At 60.5% G+C, this 20,025-nt stretch carries 17 protein-coding genes; 10 read left to right on the top strand and 7 right to left on the bottom strand.

What is annotated here, in order from left to right:
• The coding region (locus tag BV034_RS35105; RefSeq protein ID WP_265593291.1) for a PEP-CTERM sorting domain-containing protein at positions 1-216 on the top strand (216 nt) is incomplete at its 5' end.
• On the opposite strand, the gene BV034_RS21320 is transcribed toward BV034_RS35105, so the two are convergent.
• The gene (locus BV034_RS21320; RefSeq protein ID WP_050029002.1) at positions 200-1,369 is read right to left on the bottom strand and encodes a class I SAM-dependent rRNA methyltransferase; all 1,170 of its coding nucleotides are present in this window, start codon (positions 1,367-1,369) and stop codon (positions 200-202) included. The genes BV034_RS35105 and BV034_RS21320 overlap by 17 nt on opposite strands.
• Positions 1,370-1,649: 280 nt before the next feature.
• Here BV034_RS21320 and BV034_RS21315 point away from each other — a divergent pair, with 280 nt between their 5' ends.
• The 5 genes from BV034_RS21315 to BV034_RS21295 all read left to right on the top strand — a co-directional run bounded on the left by BV034_RS21315 (position 1,650) and on the right by BV034_RS21295 (position 6,709).
• A complete protein-coding gene (locus BV034_RS21315; protein WP_265593290.1) occupies positions 1,650-2,594 on the top strand; it encodes a hypothetical protein in 945 nt (314 codons plus the stop codon).
• A 107-nt stretch (positions 2,595-2,701) separates the two neighbouring features.
• On the top strand, positions 2,702-3,376 hold the full coding sequence (locus BV034_RS21310; RefSeq protein ID WP_050029000.1) for a cysteine hydrolase: 675 nt from the start codon (positions 2,702-2,704) through the stop codon (positions 3,374-3,376).
• Between the two features lie 66 nt (positions 3,377-3,442).
• A complete protein-coding gene (locus BV034_RS21305) occupies positions 3,443-5,041 on the top strand; it encodes a hypothetical protein (protein WP_050028999.1) in 1,599 nt (532 codons plus the stop codon).
• A 360-nt stretch (positions 5,042-5,401) separates the two neighbouring features.
• Positions 5,402-5,779, top strand: coding sequence for a cupin domain-containing protein (locus tag BV034_RS21300; RefSeq protein WP_265593289.1), 378 nt, complete (start codon positions 5,402-5,404; stop codon positions 5,777-5,779).
• 471 nt (positions 5,780-6,250) lie between these two features.
• A complete protein-coding gene (locus tag BV034_RS21295) occupies positions 6,251-6,709 on the top strand; it encodes an RNA-binding protein (protein WP_050028998.1) in 459 nt (152 codons plus the stop codon).
• Between the two features lie 91 nt (positions 6,710-6,800).
• Here the strand turns inward: BV034_RS21295 and BV034_RS21290 are convergent, their stop codons facing one another.
• A complete protein-coding gene (locus BV034_RS21290) occupies positions 6,801-7,661 on the bottom strand; it encodes an IclR family transcriptional regulator (protein WP_050028997.1) in 861 nt (286 codons plus the stop codon).
• Positions 7,662-7,766: 105 nt separating this feature from the next.
• On the opposite strand from BV034_RS21290, the gene BV034_RS21285 reads away from it, so the two are divergent.
• A complete protein-coding gene (locus BV034_RS21285; protein ID WP_050029005.1) occupies positions 7,767-10,067 on the top strand; it encodes an FAD-dependent oxidoreductase in 2,301 nt (766 codons plus the stop codon).
• Between the two features lie 23 nt (positions 10,068-10,090).
• Here the strand turns inward: BV034_RS21285 and BV034_RS21280 are convergent, their stop codons facing one another.
• Both BV034_RS21280 and glsA read right to left on the bottom strand, forming a co-directional pair.
• On the bottom strand, positions 10,091-10,690 hold the full coding sequence (locus BV034_RS21280) for a DUF1080 domain-containing protein (protein ID WP_050028996.1): 600 nt from the start codon (positions 10,688-10,690) through the stop codon (positions 10,091-10,093).
• A gap of 54 nt (positions 10,691-10,744) precedes the next feature.
• Positions 10,745-12,598 (bottom strand): glutaminase A, encoded by a 1,854-nt coding sequence (gene glsA, locus BV034_RS21275; RefSeq protein WP_050028995.1) that lies wholly within the window; start codon positions 12,596-12,598, stop codon positions 10,745-10,747.
• A gap of 212 nt (positions 12,599-12,810) precedes the next feature.
• Here glsA and BV034_RS21270 point away from each other — a divergent pair, with 212 nt between their 5' ends.
• Positions 12,811-13,635: an ATP-binding cassette domain-containing protein gene (locus BV034_RS21270; RefSeq protein WP_050028994.1), complete on the top strand. Its 825-nt coding sequence runs from the start codon at positions 12,811-12,813 to the stop codon at positions 13,633-13,635.
• 52 nt (positions 13,636-13,687) lie between these two features.
• On the opposite strand, the gene BV034_RS21265 is transcribed toward BV034_RS21270, so the two are convergent.
• The 3 genes from BV034_RS21265 to BV034_RS21255 form a co-directional block, all read right to left on the bottom strand.
• Complete coding sequence (locus BV034_RS21265; RefSeq protein ID WP_050028993.1) at positions 13,688-13,891, bottom strand: hypothetical protein; 204 nt, start codon at positions 13,889-13,891, stop codon at positions 13,688-13,690.
• Positions 13,892-14,070: 179 nt separating this feature from the next.
• Positions 14,071-15,069 (bottom strand): choice-of-anchor A family protein, encoded by a 999-nt coding sequence (locus BV034_RS21260; protein ID WP_050028992.1) that lies wholly within the window; start codon positions 15,067-15,069, stop codon positions 14,071-14,073.
• Between the two features lie 335 nt (positions 15,070-15,404).
• Positions 15,405-17,021: an MFS transporter gene (locus BV034_RS21255; RefSeq protein WP_050028991.1), complete on the bottom strand. Its 1,617-nt coding sequence runs from the start codon at positions 17,019-17,021 to the stop codon at positions 15,405-15,407.
• A gap of 148 nt (positions 17,022-17,169) precedes the next feature.
• On the opposite strand from BV034_RS21255, the gene BV034_RS21250 reads away from it, so the two are divergent.
• Together BV034_RS21250 and BV034_RS21245 are read left to right on the top strand one after the other, a co-directional pair.
• A complete protein-coding gene (locus BV034_RS21250; RefSeq protein ID WP_265593288.1) occupies positions 17,170-18,555 on the top strand; it encodes an FAD-linked oxidase C-terminal domain-containing protein in 1,386 nt (461 codons plus the stop codon).
• A 3-nt stretch (positions 18,556-18,558) separates the two neighbouring features.
• Positions 18,559-19,926, top strand: a complete 1,368-nt coding sequence (locus tag BV034_RS21245; RefSeq protein ID WP_050028990.1) for a (Fe-S)-binding protein — start codon at positions 18,559-18,561, stop codon at positions 19,924-19,926.
• The last annotated feature ends 99 nt before the right edge of the window (positions 19,927-20,025 follow it).

Here is a 20,025-nt window from a genome sequence, read left to right as displayed (position 1 = left end):
ATTGGCGGCACGGGAACGTCGTCTGCCGTCGATATCGCGATCGACAATCTGAGGTTTGACCAAGTGCCGGAGCCGTCGCGGGCGATGCTTCTGACGGCGGCCTTGATGATGAGCGTGATGCGCCGTCGAAAACGTGAGCGCGCCGGGGTGTGTTGTTTGCTACAATCCAACCCACCCCGCTGCGCCGTTCCAGAGGAGACTACCAGCCCCCCATAACCTCGAGGGTGTAGCCCCGGAGATACTCCGTTTCCGGAATGCCGGTGATGATGGGGTGGTCAGCGCGCTGGCTGTGCACATCCAGCAGACGCAGGGAGCGCTTGGCATCCACCGCTGCGGCATTGATCATGGCGCGGAAGTCGCCCGCTCCGACGTGGTGGGAGCAGCTGAAGGTGGAGAGGATGCCGCCGGGCTCCAACATCTGGAGGGCGCGAAGGTGGATCTCCTTGTAGCCACGCAGGGCATCATGGAGGGACTGCTTCGTCTTGGTAAAGCTCGGCGGATCCAGGATAATGAGATCGTAGGTGTTGCCGTTCTTTTCTGCCGTCTTGAGGAAGTCGAACACGTTCTCCGTGCGCGCCCCAAGAGCGACGCCAGCGGAGCGGGCGTTCTGCAGCGCCATGTTGACGGCGCTCTCGCTAATGTCCACGGCGACCACTTCAGAGGCGCCAGCGACGGCACAAGCCTGGGCAAAGCCGCCCTGGTTCGTGAAGCAGTCCAGGACGCGGCGTCCCTTGGCATAGCGGGCCACCTTTGTGTAGTTGTCGAGCTGATCGAGATAAAGGCCCGTTTTCTGACCTTCGTAAAGGTCCACCTGGAAGTGGAGCTTGCCCGTCTTGATGGAGAAAGGCTTGGGTGCCTGGCCGTGAAGAAGCGTCTTCTCCAGTTCCAGACCTTCCGCCTTGCGCACTGGGGCGTCGTTGCGGGCGATGATGCTCTTGGGCTTGAGGAGCTCCTTGAGCGCGTTCGCGATGAGGTCCTGGCGCATGGACATCGCCATGGTGAGGGTCTGCATCACCAAGTGATCGCCGTAGCGGTCCACGATCACGCCTGGCAGGCCGTCGGATTCGCTCCACACCAAACGGCAGAGCTCCTGGTCGATCGGGAGGGTTTTGCGGAAGGCAAGTGCGCGCTCGATGCGGCGCACGAAGAAGTCCTCGTCCAAGTCCTGGCGGCGGAAGGAAAAGCGCCGGGCTACAATCTGTGACTTGGGGTTGTAGATAGCGCTGCCCAGGGACCGTCCTTTGACGTCTCTGAGGGTGACCACATCCCCTGGTGCGGGATTTCCGATGGTTCCTTTGACATCACTAGCATAGACCCACTCGTGCCCGTGAAAGAGGCGGGAGCGGGGTTGGACGGTAAGAGCTGACATCCCCCATGGTGCAGGGGAACTGGCAATTGTCCAATGGTGATCGCAATCAGGTGGCATTTGTCCCGTGGGGTCCGGCAACGGGGGGAGGGCGGGGTGTTGCAAGTGTCGCTGACTGCAACAGGGAATGGTGTGTGGATTTGGGTTCAAGTTTATTCCATAAGTTTGTTACGTATTCAGGATGAGTGGGTTGAGTCTTGTGGAGCTGGGTTGGCATCCCCAGTGCTCAAACATGGCTCGCAGTCGTCCGCCAGTTGCGGACCTGCCAACAACAACACTCCCTATGAAAGCATCGACTCCCGTTTGTCTTCGTGCCCTGCTTGCGACCGCGTCGCTCGGGGCCTGTCTGGGGCTCTCCGCTCCTGCCATGGCTGGCGAACCGTCTGCCAAGGCACCCGTGGCAGCCATCACTCCTGCTCCCGAGGAGCCTTGGGTGCATGCCCTGTTCCAGCTCGACATCTCCGACCACTACATCACGCCTCGCGGCCTGAATGTGGAGAATGAGGGCGTCATCTTCCAGCCCCTGTTTCTGGTGTTCTGGAACCTTTACTCCGACAAGGATGCAGGGTTCCTCACGGATGTGACGCTGACCACCGGGGTGTGGAGTTCCATCCACACGCATGAGTCTGGAGCCGACCCAGGCTATTGGAATGAGTTCGATCCCATTCTGGGTCTGACCTTCAAGTTCGCTGGCGGGTTCACTTTGGACACCACCTTCACCTCCTTCGAGAGCATGGTGGATTCCTACCCGACCTCCACGCACTTCGAAGCCAAGCTGTCCTTCGATGACTCCAAGTACCTGGGCAAGTTTGCCCTGAATCCCTGGATCGCCTTCTGGCAGGAGCTGGATGAGAAAGCCACGGTCGTCTTTGACACCAGCACCTCTGATAGTTCCTTCTACTTCACGATCGGGATCAAGCCCTCGTTCAAGCTGAAGAACCTCACCTTTGAGTTCCCGACCTCCATCAACCTGGTGGGCGACGAGTTCTACCAGCAGATGGATGGCTCCCCAGGCGGCTCCGGGCTGGCAGTCTTCTCCACCGGTATGAAAGTGAGCGTACCGTTGACCTTTGTTCCCAAAGACCTGGGGTTTTGGACGGCTTATGCCGGGGTGAAATACTACCACCTGGATAACCAGGGCCTTCTGGATGGCAACAAGGTGCTCACTCCCAACGAGCATCGTGAGGACCTCGTCCAGTTCCACGGCGGCATCTCCATCTTCTTCTAAGCCGTCCCGGCGCGGCAAATGCTTGGCTTCATGGCGGGGAGGTCTCCGCTGTACCCGCCGTGGAGCCTCCTTCTCCATCTCATCCTCCCGGACCATCCATCCAGCCCATGAGCACCCCTTCAGCCAGCATTGACGCGGAACCTTACGCCTTCGAGCTCAAACCGGACCAGTGTGCCCTGCTCATCATCGACATGCAGCGGGATTTCCTTGAACCCGGGGGATTTGGCGAGATGCTGGGCAACGATGTCTCGCAGCTCCGCCGCACCATCGAGCCCAACAAGTCGCTCCTTGCCGCCTGGCGCGGAGCGGGGCTTCAGGTGCTGCACACGCGGGAGGGTCACCGTCCAGATCTGACGGATCTGCCTCCGGCCAAGAAGGTACGTGGCAAAAGTGAAAAGACCATCGGTGACCCGGGGCCCATGGGGCGGATCCTCGTGCGAGGCGAGCCGGGGCACGACATCATCGCTGAACTCTATCCTTTGCCGGATGAGCCCGTCATCGACAAGCCGGGGAAGGGGGCCTTCTTCGCCACCGACCTGCACGCCATCCTGCAGAACAAAGGCATCACCCAGCTGGTGGTGACCGGGGTCACCACGGAGGTCTGCGTGAACACCACGGTGCGTGAGGCCAATGACCGCGGCTACGAATGCCTGGTGCCGGAGGATTGTGTTGGCTCCTATTTCCCGGAGTTCCAGGAGATGGGGCTCAAGATGATCAAGGCCCAGGGCGGCATCTTCGGCTGGGTCACCAGCTCTCCCGCGATTGTGGCGGCCATTGCCTGACGGCTTCTCTGCCAGTTTCGACTCTCTCGATCAACAACGCATGAAACTCAAATAACAACTGCAGTCATGACCACTCCCTCCCTTAGCAAGCCCAAGATATGGGTTCCAGGTGACTGGAATGCCTTTTTCGGATTCGGGACCAACATCCTGGTCAACCTTCTCACCCTCACCGCACTGTTGCGCTATGTCTTGAAGATGCCTGATGACATTGTCTTCGGCCGCATTCTCCCCGCCACGGGGCTGATGCTCTGCCTGAGCACGGTGTACTATGCGTGGCTGGCCTACAAGCTGGCTCTCAAAACGGGGCGTTCTGACGTCTGTGCACTGCCGTCTGGCACCAGCGTGCCGCACATGTTTGTGGTCGTCTTTGTCATCATGCTGCCCATCTCCTTGAAGACGGGGGACCCGATCAAGGGCTGGGAGGCTGGCCTCACGTGGGTGTTTATCCAGAGCTTTGTGCTCATGATCGGTGGTTTCATCGCCCCGATCATTCGCAAGATCACCCCTCGTGCCGCCCTGCTCGGCACACTGGCCGGTGTGTCCATCAGCTTCATCTCCATGCGCCCGGCGGTGGAAATGTTCATGACGCCGATCATCGGTGTGGTCTGCTTTGCGATCATTCTGCTTAGCTGGTTCGGCGGAGTGCGCTACTTCAAGGGCATTCCGGCGGGGCTCATCGCCATCGCGGTGGGCAGCCTTATCGCCTGGGGATCGAATCTGTTTGGCGCCAACTATGGCGGCATGAGCCTGGACAAGCTCAGCCAGTCCTTCAGCAGCTTCGGCTTCTCCATCCCATTGCCGGCTTTCGGTCACATCTTCTCCGGGTTTGAGTTTCTGGGGGTCATCCTGGTCACGGCCATTCCCTTCGGCATCTACGACCTCGTGGAGGCGCTCGACAATGTGGAGAGCGCGGCGGTGGCAGGGGATGAGTTTCCCACTACCCGGGTGCTTACGGCAGACGGCGTCATCAGCCTCATCGGTTGCTGCCTGGGGAATCCCTTCATCAACGCGGTTTACATTGGCCATCCCGGCTGGAAATCGATGGGAGGGCGCATCGGCTACTCAGCCGCCACGGGTGTGGTTGTGATCCTGTTCTGTACCTTTGGGATTGTTTCCTTGATGTCTTCACTCATCCCGATCGTCGCCATCTCGCCGATCCTCCTGTACATCGGCATGCTGATTGGGGCCCAGGCTTTCCAGGAGACGCCCAAACGTCATGCTCCGGCCATCATCCTTGCACTCACACCGCATCTCGCGGCCTGGGGCAAGATGCTGATCGACAACAGCCTGGGCGCTGCCGGAACGAATGCGGCTGCTGTGGGACTGGACAAGCTCGGCCAGGTGGGCGTGCTCTACCATGGGCTGGAAGTGATGGGCGGCGGTGCCATCTTGAGCGGCGTCATTCTGCCCGCCATCGCGGTGTTCATCATTGACCGCAGCTTCGTGAAGGCGGGTGCCTTTGCAGTGACCGGTGGCGTACTCACCTTCTTTGGGTTGATGCACGGGGAGAAGATCGGCATCGCCGAGTCACCCGTCATGGCCCTCACTTATCTATTGGTCGCTGGAGTGCTCTTTGGCTGCGCCAAGTACGCCACGACCGAGCCTCTGCCCGCCGCCCACGGCGAGGAGGAAGAAGAACTTGGGGAGGCTGCCACCCCGGCTTGACCTTGTGTCACTCCGGTGGCGTGGCACCCGTCGCCCCGCTGCCCGGACGCTGCAGCCCCAAGGACTTGTGTGGCTGCAGCGCCGGGTACCGCTCCAGAAGATGAGCATTCATCTCACCTTGAAATTCTTTTCAGTCAGTCAGTCTAGTTAGTTTGGTTGTGTTGGGTAAGTGCCAATTGCCAGAAGGCGGTGCTGCATGACAGCCAGTTGCGGAGGTGAGCCCGCAGCAGGCCAGTGCAAATCCGCTTTCTGGCCTTTTCGTGACGATGTGTCCTGGAGTTGCAGTTTGGGACTCTGGAGACGAAAAGGAGGCAGAACCCGACCTAACCTTGCAGTGCCATTCAAACCCTCCCTGCACGCGTGATTCCCTCCGCTTCTCCTCCTCCTTTTCCTCTCGTCGAACTACCGGACCTGTTTAACATTGCCCAGCATCCTGAATCGGTGCCTTGGAAGCCCTTTCGCGATGGCGTGGAAATCTACCGTCTCTATGGAGACGGCATCACTGGACCCACGGCCGCGTTGCTGAGGTTTCGCAAGGCGGCCCATATTCCCGAGCATGTGCATGAAGGCTATGAGCACATTCTGGTGCTGGCCGGCAGCCAGTGGGATCATCAAGGGAAGATCGAAGCGGGCACGCTCCGGATCCATCCGCCGGGGACCAGCCACGAGGTGAGAAGCGATGCGGGCTGCATCGTCCTGGCCATCTATGAGAAGCCGGTCAGATTTCTGGGGGAGTAGTGGCTCTCCCTGTTCCTGTAGGGTGGGCGGGCCACAGTACGCCAACGACAAATCGGAGGAGGGTGGGGTGAGAAAACATTGCCTGCCCACTCTCCTTTTGCTTGTCTCACCCCTGCACCTACGGCTGACCTTTGATGTGGAAGCCCTGGTGCGCATGATGAACCAGGGTTTCAAGCTCGTGAAGCAGTGAGGGAGGGCGTAGTTTTTCTGAGGGTTGGATAATCAAAGCAGGAAGATTTCATGGGGTTTGGCCGCTATTTGAGCTTGGGGATGAACACTTTTCGCGGAATAGCAAAACTTCCTGTTTCCATTTTAGAGAACCTGTGATAGTCTTCTGCCTCTAGCGAGAACACCTGTCCAATTCAAGGCATGGCAGGTCATCAGGTGAGTCTTTGTATTCAGTGGTGATTTGAAACCCGACGGTCGGGAACAGTCGAAGATGCAGCAGTCGGTCCGAGCAGATGGTACAAGATGAATACGAAGATGTATGTTGGCAACCTGGCCTGGAGCGCCACGGAGCAAGATGTCCGTGAACTTTTCTCCCAGTACGGCAGCGTGACGGAAGTTAGCCTTCCCACGGATCGTGACACGGGCCGCCCACGTGGCTTTGCCTTTGTGGCAATGGACACGAAGGAGGCAATGGACGCCGCTATCAAGGGTCTCAACGGCCTTGAGTGGATGGGCCGTGCGCTGACCGTGAATGAGGCTCGCCCCCGTGAGGAGCGCCCCTCCTATTCCGGTGGTGGCGGTGGTGGTTACGGCGGCGGCGGTGGCGGTGGTGGTCGCAAAGGCGGCGGCGGCGGCTACGGCGGCGGCGGTGGTGGTGGTGGTTACGGCGGCGGCGGCGGTGGCCGTGGCGACCGTCGTAGCGGCGGCGGTGGTGGTGGTTACGGCGGCGGCGGCGGAAGCCGTGGCGGCGATCGCTGGTAATCACACCGGCAACTGTCCAGCACCAAGCTGAACACAAGATTTAGGGTGATGCCTCAAGGGGCATCACCCTTTTCTCTTTTTGGGGCAGGTTTCATGCGCAAGCAGCCGGGAAAGATCCTCCAAGCCGGCTGGTGAGTCTGGAGGCGTGTTCCTTGACTGCCTCCGCCGCCTGGAGGAGAGCCGTGGGCGAGAGCCGGTCCACAGGTCCGCTGATCCAGAGGGCGGCGACGGGATGACCGTGGTGATCGAATACGGGTGCTGCGGCGCACCGAAAGGACTCACTTTCTTCCCCCTGATCCAGGGCGTAGCCGACGGTCCGCACCTCTTGGAGGGCTCTGGCGTACTCTGTCTGGGTGGTGATCGTATGGGGGGTGAAACGCACAAAAGTCAGATGTGACTCCAGGCGGGCAAGGGACAATGGATCCAGAAACGCCAGCATGGCCTTTGCCGGTGCAGCAGAGTGGAGGGGAAAGGCATGACCCAACTCCACCACCACCTTCACGGGATGGAGGGAGGGGACCTGATCCAGGACGACGCCATGGCTGCCGGCCAAGGTGCCGATCAGGGCTGTTTCCCCGGTGGCATTGCGGAGAGATACCAGCACGGGATCCGAGACCTGTAGGAGCCGGTCCCCTCCGAGAGCGGTATGGCCGAGGGCCAGGATTTTGCGGCTGATCCGGTAGGACTTGCTTTCTTCATCCCTTTCCAGATAACCGCGGAGCGCCAGGGTGGAGGCGATCCTGAAGACGGTGTTTTTGGGAATCTTGAGCCCGTCTGTCAGCCCAGTAAGGGTCAACCCTTCAGGCTGCCTGGCCAGCAGTTCAATGAAGTCCAGGGTACGGTCAAGAATAGGAACCCGGTAGCGGGCGAGGGCTGTCAGAGATGGATCAATCTCCTGGAGGCTTTTGCCCGCAGACTGTGAATTTGCTTTCCGCTTCGGCCGGGTGCTCATGTTGTTTTATATCACAAACATGGTTTGAAATGACAAACGAAATGATAGAGCGGCGAAATTGGTGCTGTTTTGGTCAAGCTGTCCGAACCCGAAATCTATCCCGTCATGGCGTCACTCCGTTTGCATCCCTTCTTGGCCGTACTCGCCAGCGTCGCGACATGGGGCCCCCTGTGCGGCGCTGCCGATCTGGACGCTGATCTGCTCATTGTCGGCGGCAACGAATCTGCCTGTGCGGCCGCTGTGCAGGCCGCGAGGCTGGGGGTGAAGAAGGTGGTGCTGGTGAATGACATCGACTGGCTGGGTGGGCAGTTCAGTGCGGAGGGAGTGGGCTGTCTGGATGAGTGGACGATGGTGGAGGGCCGGCGGGTCAACTTCCCGCGCAGTGGTTTGTTTCTGGAGATGGTGCGTCGCATCCAGGCTCACAACAGCGCCAAGTACGGCAAGGCCACTCCTGGCAACGCATTCTGCGGGACAGACACGATTGAACCGGCCGCTGCTGCGGAGTTGTTTGAAGGACTGGTGAAACCCTACGTGCAGAGCGGAGTGCTGCGCATCGAGCGTGGCTGGGAACCCGTCAAAGTGCAGGTGCAGGATGGGGCGGTAGTAGGGGTGGAGTTTGGACCCGTTGCAGCGGGGCATGATCGATTGCGCATCACTGCGAAATTGACCCTGGATGCCAGCGATTGGGGGGATGTGATTCGACTAAGTGGGGCCAAGTACGGAGCTGGCCCTGATCTCAAATCCCGGTTTGGTGAGCCCAGTGCCCCCGAGGCGTTTGATGAGGCAGGATCACAAGAAATGAATCCGCTTTCCTGGTGTGTGGTGTTGCGGGAGACCGGGGGCAAGCCAGCGGTGGGGCCGAGACCTGCCTCGTATGATCCGCGTTCTTTTGCCGCTCTAGACAAACTGGCCCCGTGGGTGGACAGCGATATGAGCGCTGGCATGTACAGCCCCAGCGGCAACAGCCCCTACACTCACCGACGGCTGGTGGACCGCTGGCACAACGGCTTCGCACCAGGAACGGAGGCCACATTTCTGAACTATCCCGTGCAGGACTATCCGCTGTGCCAGCTGCCGCAGCGGGTGGTGGATGCTCTGGAGCGAAGCGAGGCCGGGGCATCGAGGAAAAACATCGTGGACCTCACCCCCGCTCAGAGGCGGATCATTTTCGACGATGCCCGGCAGCATGCCTTGGGGGTGCTGCACCATCTGCAGACGGCGGTGCATGACCGGGTGGGGGATTTCCCCCAGTCATTTCGCTACATGGCCCTGACCAACGAATTCGGCACAGCGGACCGGCTGCCGCCCAAACCCTACGTGCGTGAGGGATTGCGGCTGGAGGCCCTCAGCATGCTCAGGGAGCAGGACATCCGTACGAACGAGAAGGAGCCCAAGTGGGCACGCGTGCTGCCTACTGACGGAGTGTTCGGCTTCCAGTTCAACATCGACTTCCATCCCACCCGGCGAAAATACCTCACGGAGGATCGCAATGGCCCCTGGCAGTTTGTTCACACTCCGACCCGGGGCTGGCACACGGATACTGATCGTGCGTTGTTTCCTCTGCGTGGTCTGGTCCCGATCACCATGGATGGCTTGATCGGAGGCGGGAAAAACATCGGCGTGAGCAGTGTGGTGCAGTCAGCCCTGCGATTGCACGGACAGATGATGCATGTGGGCCAGGCGGGAGGGACGCTCGCGTGGCTTTGCCTTCGGGATGGGAAACAACCGCGGGCCGTGGCGGGAGACCTGGCAAGTGTGCGGGAGCTTCAGATGAAGCTTCTGCGCGGCTCCGGAGGACCGGGTGTGTTGATCTGGCCCTGGCACGATGTGGATCCGGATCAAGACTTCTTTGAGGCCGCCAACGCCTTGACGCTACGCGGCGTCTGGACACCAGAGGTGGAGAGTGTCTTTTTTCAGCCGGGAAAGATCCTGACGCGGCGTGAGCTCGCGAGAGCTCTGGCGAAGCTGCATCGTGCAAGTGTGGTTGCCAAGGCGTGGCCGTCCCGGGAGCAACCACTTTATCAGGATGTGGCGAAGGATGACGCGGATCGTTCTTTCATCGAGGCGATGGTCACCTGGGGCGACTTTCAGCCTACAGCGGAGAAGTTTCGTCCGGATGAAGTCGCCACGTCGGGCACCCTGCATGATTGGTTGACCCGGCTGGGGCTGCCAGTTTCCCGGGGATTGCTCGACAACAAGGGGCGGACTTTGCAGCGTGCCGAGGCGGTGCAGCATCTCTGGCGGGCATTGCAACTGCAGGGAGAGTCGTTTCCTGAATCCGGCGTCTGGTTGCGTCCAGGCGAAGATGCTGATGAAGATGGGCTGGGGAATCTGGAGGATGCGTTGCCGTTTGATCGCGACAACAACAATGTGCCGGACCGGCTCCAGCCGAAAGCATCATCGTAGCCGCGAGCAAAGGCTGGATAGAACTACAGCTCCTTCAGCTGAATGTGGCGGTATTCCATGGTGCCGCGATCGCCTTCAAGGCCGATGGGACCGGTGGGGGGCAGGGCCAGGGCGGCCTCGAGAACTTCACCATTGCAGGTGCAGTGGGCAACGCCGTCTTTCACGGTCACCACGATCTGATTCCAGTCCTGGGCCTTGTATTGCTTCAGCTCCTTGTAGGGGCCGGCCACCAGGTAATCACGGCACTGAAGCTGGGGCTTCCGCAGGAAGATGCCGCTATCGGCATTGACCGACGCGCGGAACTCCAGCTTGAGCACGAAGTCCTTGGGGAACTCCTTCACGGTGTAGATCTGCTGGACGAGCCGGGGCACGTCTTTGGGTGGGTTCACGGTAAGTACACCGCCGGCGGCAGAGTAGCGACCGTCGCCGGAGGCGGTTTTGCCGTCGAAGTTTTCGCCCTTTTTGGGGTCGTTCCATCCGCTCAGGTCCTTGCCGTTGAAGAGGCTGGCAAATCCCGGCTCGGGCTGCCAGGTGTCATCCGGGGCGGCAAAGGCGGGATTGATGAACGTGGTGACGATCGCCAGGGCGGCGGCAAGGTTGGGGAGGAACGCGGGCAGTTTCATGCGGCTCTCACAACGTGGAATCTGCCGGGTTTCGTGCGAGAATTTTTTTCTGGTTCAGTAGTCAAAAATACTGACCTCCCGGTTTGCTTTGCGCAGCTTGGTGGAGAGGTGTCGCGCCAGATTGCGCAGAAGCACGATCTTGATGTGGGGGTGTGTGTCCTCCAGCTTCTCGAAGGCTTCGATGGGCAGCAGGTCACATTCGACATCGGTGTCAGCCATGACCACGGCAGAGCGGGGAGACTCATCCAGGAGCGCCATCTCGCCGAAAGCCATGCCAGGGGAGAAGGTAGCCAGGCGCTTCTGCATGCCGCTGGCCAGCGTGACGGTGACACTCACTGTGCCGCGGGCGAGCACGAAGAGCTCCCGGGCGGCATCCCCTGCGTTGACGACGACGCTGCCCTTGCGGTACTGCTGCCTGACAAAAAGGCGGGAGACGATCGACACTTCATCAGGTTTCAGCCCTTCGAGCATGTCGTACTCAGAGTGCGTGGCGGAGGCTTCGACCGGATGGTTGGGCTGCAACTCTGCCAGCAGGTGGTTCTCGCACCACTCCAGGGCAGGATCGTTGTCGTCGAAGAAGTGGAACATCGTGGTCCAGTTCTCGCCAAGCTTGGCCTTCATGTAGCGCCGCAGCATGGGGGCGCGGAAGATGTGGGTGAAGATCAGCTTGATGCCGGATGAGGCCAGCTTCAGGAGCAACTGGTGGAAGAGGCGGCAGGTGCTTTCATTCACCACGAGAGTCCGCTTCAAGTCCAGGATGATGAAGCGCCGGTTGCCCAGGTCTTTCATCGCCTCCCGCACCACCACCTCGGCAGTCGAGAAGACCAGATTTCCCTGCAATTGCAGGACCAGGATGGAGCGGCCTGCCGTGCGCAGCAGGCTGGCTTCTTCCAGGGTACGAACCCGGCTGGAATTCACTTCGGATCCGTTGAACTCGAGTCGCACCACAGAGGAGCTGGTGTGTGGGGAGTTGAACAGGTGAAGGTCAAAGTGTCGTGAGAGATCGTCGCATACTTTGATGCCCCGGACGCTGTTGCCTCGCACGTCCAGGGGAGGCGAGTAAATACCGATCCCCAGCTGGCCGGGAAGCACTGCAACAATACCGCCTGCGACGCCGCTCTTTGCTGGCATGCCGACGCGATAGATCCACTCACCTGCGTAGTCATACATGCCGCAGGAGGCCATCACGCTGAGTACGCTTTCCACATACTCGCCCCGGATGGCGCGCCTTCCCGTCACGGGGTTCACGCCGTGATTTGCCAGCGTGGCGCCCATGATCGCCAGATCACGACATGTCACGGAAAGGGAGCACTGCTTGAAATAGAGATCGACCACGGGCAGGGGGTCCTCAGTCAGGATGTCGAAATTTCGCAGCATGTAGCCGATGGCCCGGTTGCGGTGCCCAGTGTCGCTCTCTGACTGATAGACGCTGGAGTCGAGCTCCACCTCCCGGCCTGCATAAAGGGAGAATGTGTCGAGAATCCGCTGCAGGCGAGTGTTCTGGGACTTGCCCGCGATCTGGCCTGCGGCAGCAATCGCGCCCGCGTTGATCATCGGATTGCGGGGCCGACCAGTACCTGGCTCTAGGCTGATGGCGTTGAAGGCCTCGCCTGTGGGTTCCACTCCAATCTTGGTAAACACCTCCGTGCGGGTCTTGTCCTCCAGGGCCATGCCGTAGACGAAGGGCTTGGAGATGGACTGGATGGTGAAATGGTGCTGGCTGTCGCCGACCTCGTAGATCTGCCCGTCAGCAGTTACCAGGCATATACCAAATAGGGAGGGATCGGCCTTGGCTAGTTCTGGGATGTAGGTGGCGACAGCGCCTTCATCGAGCGTCGCGTATTTGGCGTGCAGGAATCTGAGGTAGTCGAGTATCGGTGAGGACAGGGAGGAATCGGCAAGGTTCATTGATAGGCGTGTCAGGGAGAGCGTCTCCGGTGTCGCAGCAGGTGAGGGGGCGTCACAGATCGTGTTGACTCCGATACCCGTGGGCGGGGTTCGATGAGGATATTCTCGGGGCGTTGACCGGACGGGTGGTTCCGGCTATGGAGGTACTCCGGTCAAGCAGCAAGCATGCCACCGGGTTTACTTCATCATTCGCGAAAAAACCACCTCCTCTCATGCCTCCACAGGATTCATCCTCCGCGACTTCCAACCAAAATGCCACCATCGCCATCCAAGGGCTCCGCTACGTCCGGGACCGGGAGATTCTCAAAGGCATCGACTGGCGGGTGGAACCTGGGGATCACTGGGTCATCCTGGGACCCAATGGTTGTGGAAAGACCTCGCTGATCAATTGCCTGACCGGTTATGAGATGGCCACCGCAGGCGACATCTTTGTGGATGGCGCGGAATATGGCCGTACTGACTGGCGCGAGGTGCGCAAACGCGTGGGGCTGGTGACGAGCACGCTCACCTTCTACCTCGAACCGGGTGAGCCGGTGCTGGATGCGGTGGTGAGCGGGCGGGATGCGATGATCAATCTCGTGGGGGAGGTGGATCCGGCCCTTCGTCATGAGGCGCGTGATCTGCTCAACCGGATTGGCTGCGGTTACCTGGCGGATTCCCGCTGGGGCGTGCTTTCCCAAGGGGAGCGGCAAAAGATCTTGATCTGTCGCGCCCTCATGGCGCGGTACAAGGTGCTGATCCTGGATGAACCCTGCGCGGGGCTTGACCCTGTCGCGCGTGAGCGCTTCCTGCAATGGTTGCAGATCCTCGCCCGGGAAGAGGGGGCACCCTCCATGGTGCTGGTGACCCACCATGTGGAGGAGATCCTCCCTTGCTTCAGCCGGGTGCTGCTGTTGAAAGACGGGGCCGTGCTGCGTGCTGGCTCCAAGGAGGAGGTGATGTCTGCCAGCCTGCTGAGCCAGGCTTACGGCGCGCCGCTCCAGCTCATTCAGAATGGGGAGCGCTATGTTCTACAGGTGGTGCCCGAGGCGGTGTAACCGGCAATGCCATGCCCCGCAATTGGGGTAGCAGAGGGTGAGGCCGCTGTTCTCAGGAAACTCCGCGGAGGGCCTCAAAGGCGATGGCAGGAACGGGAGTCAGATTCTCACCTTCTGTCGAAGGACGTCCTGCCTGAGGGAGCGCCCCTCGCTCTAGCAGGGTGGCAAGTCTGGCTTCTAACGTCTGGAAATGGAGTCCCGGCAGAAGCTTGTCCGTGCCAGGCTTCTGAATTTTGAGAGCTGCCGTGGTGTCCATGGCATATATAAGAACATTATCAGTATAGAATCAAGAAAATGATCGCAAAATCTGTAACTAAAGCGAACTAAAAATCACATTTGATACCCTTAAGAGATCTGTAGTATCGCCAAAAAACAACCCCACCCACCTGATAAAAACAGGCGAGGTGGGGGTGAGGGAGTCTTGGAGAGGGGAAACTAGCGGCGCAGATTGGACCGGCGACGAGTGAGGATGATCAGTCCGGCCACGGCCAGGAGAAGGGCGCTACCAGGTTCGGGTACGGCTTGGGCGCGATAGCCTGCGTAGGAGTTGGCACTGCTGCTGCTTGGCAGATGGACTTCACCGGTCAGGTTCAGGTTGTTGGCGATCACTGCTCCGTCGATGTTGTTGGAGGTCGTGATCGTGGCATTCGGAGCGAGGATGCTGCCATTGAACTGATGGCTTCCGAGATTGATCGTGGTGGCTTCGTAGAAGTTCCAGACGATGTGGGCCTGCCAGTAGTCGCTGGTGAAGTCGCCCACCATGTTGCCAGCGTTCTGGATCCAGTTCACCGTGGTTCCGGATACGTTGATGACAATGTTGGTGGCACCGTTGGCGACGAGGCCAATTTGCTGGGAGAGGTTGCTGCCGAAGATGGCGTCTGCGCTGATGCTGAAGACGGCCAAGCCATCGCTGCCCGCCGTAGCGGTGAAGGTGACGGGGCCCGGTTGGCCATTGGTGGATGAGGTCACCACGCTGTCGGTGGCGAGGGATTTGAGGTTGGCGCTCTCGCTGAGGAAAGCCTGCTTGAGGGTGGACAAGTCAGTGGACTGGCTGATCTGGCTGCCGCCGCCATTGTAGTTGACGGTGCGGCCGTTGGTTCCACCCAAGTACAGACTGCCTTTGTTGAGCTGGAGCGGGTTGCCGCTGCTGATGTTTCCACCCACCACCAAGGTCTTGTCCGTCGTTGAGGTGCCGCTGGGCAGGCCGATGCCGAAGTTCGAGGAATTGCTGCCCGTCAGATTGCCGCCGACCAGGGTGCGTCCTTCGATCTCGCCCTGGATGTTCAGGTTGCCGAAGATGATCGCGTTGTAGTTTTCCCAAGTGTAGCTCTGAGCCTTGACTTGGCTGAAGCCGAAAGTCAGCAGGCTGGAAACGGCGAGAACAAGATATCGCGCTATACGGTTTGCAAAGCTGAGAGATGCTGGGGGTTGCATTCTCGAAAGTAATACTAAAACTCTCAAATGCAATAGCAAATATCACCAGAGAATCGCAAATACTAGAAACTGAGCCGATTGGAGGTGCAGATTTATTTACCAACGGGCTCATTTTCCATAGAATCATCGCAAAATCACGTTTTTGCGGCACGAATTCGCAAATATGAAACTCCCTCAATTGAGGGGCGGTCGGGGAGGCGTTGATTGACTCGCTGTCCCTCTCCCCCGGAACGCAGTCAGGCATGCCGACCGCGTGAGGTGACCTGCCTGGGAATGCCGTTTTGGTGAGGGGCGGCGCTCCAGGTAGGGAGGCGATGCTTTTCGCCCTCGGAGGGCTAGAGCTCCACCATCAGCAGATGCCGAACGCGTGGCGGATCGTCGCCCTGGTGAAACGCCACCACTGCGTCCTCAATGCGGCGATCCTCTACCGTGGCTCTTTGATGCTGGCGAAGGTGTTCTGCCCAGGAGCCGACGATAAACGTTTCTCGAAAAACGCGTGGATTGTTGAGATCCACAAAGAGGGAGCAACGAAACGCTCCATCGCGAAGGCGTATCTTGCGCAGGGCCCGCATCGCCTCGCGGAAGGCGGGCTCGTCTTCTTGGGAGAGTCGATATTCGATGGTGATCAAGACGGGGCCATCCTCTGGACCGGGAGTGGTGGTGAGAGTGTGCTCCGGCCAGTGGTTGGAGGGGGAGAGATCCAGCTTGTCCACGTGACTGATCGGCCACCATCTCTGGAGTGTGATGCTGATGAGGAGCCAGGCGGCTGCGCTGAGAAGGGCGACGGTGGCGCCCCAGTCAGAGAGGAGCCGGCCCCAGGCCAGGGCTCCCAAGGCGAAGGCTCCCTGAACGGCCACCAGATAGATGGCGGAACTACGGGCGCGAACCCAGTTGGGGAAGGCGCTCTGGGCGGCGACGCTAAAGGTATTGAGCGCGCTCATCCAGCCGGCGCCAGCGAGGGCCAGGGCTGCGCCCATGCTATAGCGATCCGGTACCACGGCGAGCAGGCAGGCTGCGAGTGCCGAGGAGAGTCCGGCGCCTGTGACCACCATGTCGAAGCTGAGGCGGGCGCGCAGTTTGGGGAGGAGAAACAGGGCCACCACAATGGCCCCCAGGCCGTAGCAGCTCATGAGCAGGCCGTAGTCCGACCCGCTCCACCCGCGTCGGTGAATTAATATAGGGAGCAGTGCCACCGGAGCCACTGCGGCGAAGACGTGCACTGCGCCGCGGAGCAGGACGGCCTGCATGGGGGCGGCGTGGCGGGCATAGCGGAGAGCGGCCACCATGGCACCCATCATCCGCTCTTGCTCGGTGGACCTTGGTGGAGAAGGGGGGCGTACCCGCCAGGCGGCAAGGATCACTGCGCCAAATGAGAGGGTGTTGAGGGCGAAGACAGGTCCTGGTCCGGCGGCGGCCACCAGCAAGCCGCCTGCCACAGGGCCCAGGGAGCGGGCAGTATTAAATCCCACGCTGCCCAAGGCCAGGGCGGCAGAAAGCTGGGGGCGACCCACCAGATCTGGAATCAGGGCCTGCCAGGCGGGCATGGTGAAGGCGGAGGCGACCCCCAGTTGAAAAGTCGCCAGCAGGAGCAGCGGGGCAGAGAGTTTACCCGCGAAGGCCAGGTAGGTCATGCCTGCAGCCGTGAGCAGGGCTCCAACTTGAGCCAGCAGGATGAGTTTGCGCCGGTCCACGAGGTCCGCGAGGGCTCCGGCGGGCAGGGCCAGCAGAAAAAGAGGCAGCCCCGTCATGGTCTGCATCAGAGCCACCAGCAGGGGAGAGGCGGAGATGGAGGTCATCGTCCAGATGGCCGCCGTGTCATTCATGGTCGTGCCGATGTTGGACACGATGTTGGCCAGCCAGAGGCCCCGGAACTGCCAGTCACGCAAGGGGGCCCAGGCGGAGACCCGCGTCGAGGCGGGGGGCGGGGAGGCGTGGGAGGCGCTGACGCTCATTGGGGTCTGTGCTGTCTAAAAGTCAAATTGGGCGGGAGAAGCCGCTTGTCCATGGAGCAAACAAAACAGGTCCCAAGACTTGTTACGCATTGTGGTCATTTGGTGACTCGGTCTTGACGTGGTAAATGCGTGTTTCAAACTGGATCGCTTGAACTCTGACGCCACTCCCTGGATCGCCGCACTCGTGAACCTCTTGGGAGGGGATGCGGTGCTGTCTTCCGATGAAGACCTCGTCCCCTACAGCTTTGATGGAACGGCTGCGCTCAAACAACGCCCGGCGTGTGTGGTGTTCCCCCGCAGCACAGAGGAGGTGGCGGCCTGCGTGAAGCTGGCCGGACAGCATGGGGTGCCGGTGGTGACCCGGGGCAGCGGCACCGGTCTCAGCGGTGGCAGTGTGCCTCTGACGGGTTGTCTGGTTCTGTGTCTCGTGAAGCTGGACCGCATTCTGGAGGTGGATCCCCGCAATCTTACGCTTCGGGCGCAATGTGGGGTGATCACCAAGGAGATTGATGACGCCGCTTCAGGACATGGTCTCTTTTATCCGCCCGACCCGGGTTCGATGAAAATCTCCACCATCGGGGGCAATGTGGCGGAGAACAGCGGGGGTCTGCGCGGGCTGAAGTATGGGGTGACGCGGGACTACGTCATGGGCATGACGGTGGTCCTGCCGGATGGGGAGATCGCGTGGCTGGGCAACAAGTGTGTGAAGGATGTGGCTGGCTACTCGCTCAAGGATCTCTTTATTGGGAGTGAAGGCACGCTGGGGATCATCGCGGAAGTGCTCCTCAAGCTCCTGCCCAAGCCGGCAGCACGGCGAACGATACTGGCCATGTATGACTCCATGGAGGCGGCCGCGGAGACGGTGAGCGCCATCATTGCGGCCCGGATCATTCCCTGCACCCTGGAGTTCCTGGACCGCATGACCCTGGGTTGTGTGGAAGACTATGCGAAGATCGGGCTGCCCACGGATGTGGAGGCGCTCCTGCTCATGGAGACGGACGGCCATCCTGCAGCGGTGGAGGATGAGGCGAATCGCATGATGGAGATCGCCCGCCAGAACGGAGCTCGTGAAGTGAAGATGGCTGCTGATGAGGCGGAAGGGGCCCGGCTGGCGGCAGCCCGGCGCAATGCCTTCTCCGCCCTGGCCCGTGTGAAGCCCACCACCATCTTGGAAGATGTGACCGTGCCCCGCAGTGAGCTGGCGGCGATGGTGAAGTTTATCAACGAGACGGCAGCGAAGCACCGGTTGCTGATCGGCACCTTCGGTCACATGGGGGACGGCAATCTGCATCCGACCTTCCTCACTAACGAGAAGGACGAGGAGGAGATGCATCGCGTGGAGCTGGCTCTGGGCGAGATCGTGGACAAGACAATCGCGATGGGCGGCACCATCACCGGTGAGCACGGGGTGGGGCTGGCGAAGAAGGGGTTCTTGAAACAACAGTTTGGCAAGGCCAGTTATGACCTGCTCAAGCTGGTGAAAAAGGCCCTGGACCCGGCCGGACTCCTGAACCCCGGTAAAATTTTTGACTGAGCCATGAGCACCGAACCTGGAAAAAAAGGGGTGGGGGCGACGTTGCTCAAGCAGCTGGACTACTCAGTGCTCCAGCAGTGCATGCACTGTGGTATGTGTCTGCCCACATGTCCCACCTACATGGAGACGAAACGGGAGCGGAACAGCCCGCGGGGGCGCATCGCCCTCATGCGGGCCATGGCGGACGGCGAGGCTCCCGTGACCAAGAGCTTTGCCGATGAAATGTACTACTGCCTGGGGTGTCTGGCCTGCCAGACCGCCTGCCCGGCAGGGGTGAACTATGTGGAGCTCTTTGAGACCTCGCGGGCCGAGGTGGAGCGCAGCGGGGTGCAGCCTCGTGGGCAGCGTGATTTCTGGCGCTGGCTTACCTTGGAGGTGCTCTTCATGCATCCGCGGCTGTTGAGGGCGGTTGGCCTGATGCTCCGGGTGTATCAGCAGACGGGCTTGCAGACCTTGGTCCGGAAGCTGGGGCTTCCGAAGCTGATGCCTGGCAAACTGGGCTCCCTGGAGCCGCAGACCCCCACGGTGGCGGAGGCATTTTCCGATGACCTCATTGATGCGGTGGAATCGCCTGCGGAAAAGCCCCGATATCGCGTGGCTTTGCTGACGGGTTGTGTGCAGGATCTGGTCTTCTCCCAGATCAATCGCGATACGGCGGACGTGCTGCTGGCGAACGGGTGCGAGGTGATCACTCCCCGCAACCAATACTGCTGTGGCTCCCTGCATGGGCACAACGGTGCGCCGGAGCTTGCTCGCGATTTGGCCCGACGCCAGCTCGACATGTTTGATGTCGATAGCCTGGATGCGATCATCACCAATGCGGGCGGATGCGGATCCCACCTGAAGCACTACGGGCATCTGCTTCATCATGACCCCGTGTATGGTCCCAGGGCGGCGGAGTGGGATCGCAAGGTGCGGGACATTCACGAATGGCTCGTGGAAATCGGTATTCGCAAACCGGCGTCTGCCCCTGCCACCGTGGACAGTACTCCGGTGGAGGTGACTTATCATGAGTCCTGTCACCTCTGTCACGGGCAGAAGATTACCAGCCAGCCGCGGGCGGTGTTGAACGCCATCCCCGGGTTGAAAGTGAAGGAGCTGCCGGAAAGCAACTGGTGCTGTGGCAGCGCCGGGATCTACAACATCACCCAGCCGGAACAGTCGGCCAAGCTCCTGGAGCGCAAGCTGAAGAACCTCGAAGCCACCGGGGCCGGCGTGGTTGCTACATCGAACCCAGGATGCCACATGCAGCTCGCCTTTGGGCTGCGGTCAAAGCCGGAGGCGAAATGCCATGAGGTGACGCAGCCGGTGAGCCTGCTGGCGGAGGCATATAGGAGGGAGAGGGAAGGGGGGGTAAGGGAAGAGGGATAAGGGGGGAAGGAGAGTTGAGACGCGGCCGCAGGGGCGGCGGCTGGTTGAGACGCTGCGCTGGTTGAGGTGAAGGGTGAACGTTGGCTGCTTTCGTCCCGG

This window comes from Verrucomicrobium sp. BvORR034, from assembly GCF_000739635.1.
Classification (GTDB): domain Bacteria; phylum Verrucomicrobiota; class Verrucomicrobiia; order Verrucomicrobiales; family Verrucomicrobiaceae; genus Verrucomicrobium.
Note: the sequence above shows the minus strand (reverse complement) of the source record. Positions and strands in the feature narration are given on the sequence as shown.